General features: G+C 61.6%; 4 protein-coding genes and 1 pseudogene. All 5 read left to right on the top strand.

Annotation, left to right across the window (positions count from 1 at the left end; translation table 11 throughout):
* Window positions 1–260, top strand: a pseudogene (locus tag WG898_RS25125) (site-specific integrase); the annotation flags it as partial.
* A 19-nt stretch (window positions 261–279) separates the two neighbouring features.
* Window positions 280–486 carry a TrfB-related DNA-binding protein gene (locus WG898_RS25120; RefSeq protein ID WP_339605512.1) on the top strand — a complete coding sequence of 69 codons (207 nt, stop codon included), beginning with the start codon at window positions 280–282 and terminating at the stop codon, window positions 484–486.
* An 89-nt stretch (window positions 487–575) separates the two neighbouring features.
* On the top strand, window positions 576–830 hold the full coding sequence (locus tag WG898_RS25115) for a hypothetical protein (RefSeq protein WP_339605511.1): 255 nt from the start codon (window positions 576–578) through the stop codon (window positions 828–830).
* Window positions 831–848: 18 nt separating this feature from the next.
* The gene (locus tag WG898_RS25110) at window positions 849–1,055 is read left to right on the top strand and encodes a hypothetical protein (protein WP_339605510.1); all 207 of its coding nucleotides are present in this window, start codon (window positions 849–851) and stop codon (window positions 1,053–1,055) included.
* 17 nt (window positions 1,056–1,072) lie between these two features.
* Entirely contained in the window at window positions 1,073–1,354 is a 282-nt protein-coding gene (locus WG898_RS25105) for a hypothetical protein (RefSeq protein WP_339605509.1), read from the top strand.
* Window positions 1,355–1,365 lie beyond the last annotated feature (11 nt).

The following is a 1,365-nucleotide window of genomic DNA, read 5'->3' as shown; positions in this document are numbered from 1 at the left end:
CGCGCAGGACCAGCGCCGGCAACTTGTCGCGCTCCTGCGAGTCCCTGACCCAGACGATCCGCAAGCTGCACGATCAGGCCGGCATCGAGGCCGCTGGCGCCCTATCCGCGCGCCGCACGTTCGGTGTGCGCCTTAAGCGCGAGGGCTACGACCTGAGGCACATCCGCGAAGTGCTGGGCCTGGCTACGCTATCGGCTGCTAAGGCGTTATGCGAGGGAGATCCTGTCGATCTCGGTCGAATTGTGGCGCGGGTCATCTGATGTCGGTATCATCAACGCCATGACGATGACAGAACAACAATTCGACTTCATTGCACGACTGATCCGCTGCAAAGACCCAGCCAGGCAGGGCGCCAAGCTGGTGCTGGTCCACGAGGTTCCGAATGCAGAAGCCGCGCGGTCTGTGCAAACGACGCCCCAGGCTGTGCATCGAGCCGCCAAGCGAATTGCCGAGGAGCACAATGAGGCAAAGCGCCTCTACAAATAGTGCTTGCATCATCGTCTAGGCGTTGATATAGTCTGGCCATCGACAAACCCGAGTCCAGGCGGTTCCTGGCGTTCCACTAGGAGCAAAGCATGATCCAGATCGACACCTCCAGCCGCATCGTCATCGACGGCAACCGCACTCCGCTGGCCGTGACGCAGAAGGGGGACGGCACCGTGGTTTACACACCCGAGAGCCGCCTGAGCGGCCAGGCCTATATCGAGCACAAGATGCCGCATCAGCGCTATTCGCTGGCGCATGATGCCCCGGCCTCAGGTGTTGCCGGTCGCGCCGAATTCGAGTCGGACGTGAAGGCATTGCTGGCTTCGCTGAACAACAACGCCTGACTGAGCAAGGAAACGAATATGTCGACTAACCACACATCATTGCCTGTGCCTGCTGGTTGCACCTCCCGGTATGCCGATGGTTGGAAGTACGCCGACTGGTGGCTGTCGCGGGGTGGATCGGCAGATGCCGACTCGCCAGACGGTTGGCACGAGGAGAAGTACGAAGGGTGGTGGGATCGCCTGGCCAAGGCCAAGGTCTCATCCACCGAACTGCAGCCGGACTGAATCACGGAGAGAGCACCATGGCCAAGAAGGTGTGGAACCTGATGTACGTGGTCGGGAACCCGTCCATGTTCTCCCGTGTGACTGCGAACGCCGATAACCCTATGTTGCGCGCCGAAGCGCTGGCGGCAGGCGAGAAGATCGCGGCCAACGGCTGGCGGGTCTGGGTGGAGCACCACGCTCGTCCGGAGCGAATCTTCGAGTCGCAGCCCGAGAAGGACTATAGGTCCGCCCTTGAGGCTAAGCGCATCATTAACCTCGCCGAGTCCACCGTGCCCGGTTTCAGCGCCGCCCGCGGCTGAACAGGAAAGAG

Source organism: Paucibacter soli (genome assembly GCF_037482845.1).
Taxonomy (GTDB): domain Bacteria; phylum Pseudomonadota; class Gammaproteobacteria; order Burkholderiales; family Burkholderiaceae_C; genus Paucibacter_B; species Paucibacter_B soli.
Note: the sequence above shows the minus strand (reverse complement) of the source record. Positions and strands in the feature narration are given on the sequence as shown.

Coding starts and splice junctions, on each gene's coding strand:
- WG898_RS25110 (WP_339605510.1), top strand. CDS start 849: ATGTCGACTAACCACACATCATTGCCTGTGCCTGCTGGTTGCACCTCC.
- WG898_RS25120 (WP_339605512.1), top strand. CDS start 280: ATGACGATGACAGAACAACAATTCGACTTCATTGCACGACTGATCCGC.
- WG898_RS25105 (WP_339605509.1), top strand. CDS start 1,073: ATGGCCAAGAAGGTGTGGAACCTGATGTACGTGGTCGGGAACCCGTCC.
- WG898_RS25115 (WP_339605511.1), top strand. CDS start 576: ATGATCCAGATCGACACCTCCAGCCGCATCGTCATCGACGGCAACCGC.